Annotated in this window: 2 tRNA genes and 1 rRNA gene; all 3 read right to left on the bottom strand. The window is 44.9% G+C overall.

Features of this window, described 5'->3' with window-relative positions:
- Positions 1 to 67: 67 nt before the first annotated feature.
- Positions 68 to 143 (bottom strand) — tRNA-Ala (locus C9J37_RS27915).
- 13 nt (positions 144 to 156) lie between these two features.
- Positions 157 to 233, bottom strand: a tRNA-Ile gene (locus C9J37_RS27910).
- Between the two features lie 96 nt (positions 234 to 329).
- Positions 330 to 405: ribosomal RNA gene (locus C9J37_RS27905) — 16S ribosomal RNA — on the bottom strand; the annotation flags it as partial.

The raw sequence follows: 405 nt of genomic DNA, 5'->3' as shown, positions 1-405 counted from the left end.
AAAAAATAAATGTGTTTGTTACAATTTCAATGTCGTTTTATCCAGTTTTCAAAGAACAAATAAAAATTGGTGGAGCCTAGCGGGATCGAACCGCTGACCTCCTGCGTGCAAGGCAGGCGCTCTCCCAGCTGAGCTAAGGCCCCAAGAGGTTATATATGGTGGGCCTAAATGGACTCGAACCATCGACCTCACGCTTATCAGGCGTGCGCTCTAACCAGCTGAGCTATAGGCCCTCTTGGAAGTTTTATAAAGTTAGTTATAAACCTTCAAAACTGAACGCAAAACGTAATCTTACAAACCCAAGGTTTGTATTCCGAAAATATCCTTAGAAAGGAGGTGATCCAGCCGCACCTTCCGATACGGCTACCTTGTTACGACTTCACCCCAATCATCTATCCCACCTTC

It is taken from the genome of Lysinibacillus mangiferihumi (assembly GCF_003049665.1).
Lineage (GTDB): Bacteria > Bacillota > Bacilli > Bacillales_A > Planococcaceae > Lysinibacillus > Lysinibacillus mangiferihumi.
Note: the sequence above shows the minus strand (reverse complement) of the source record. Positions and strands in the feature narration are given on the sequence as shown.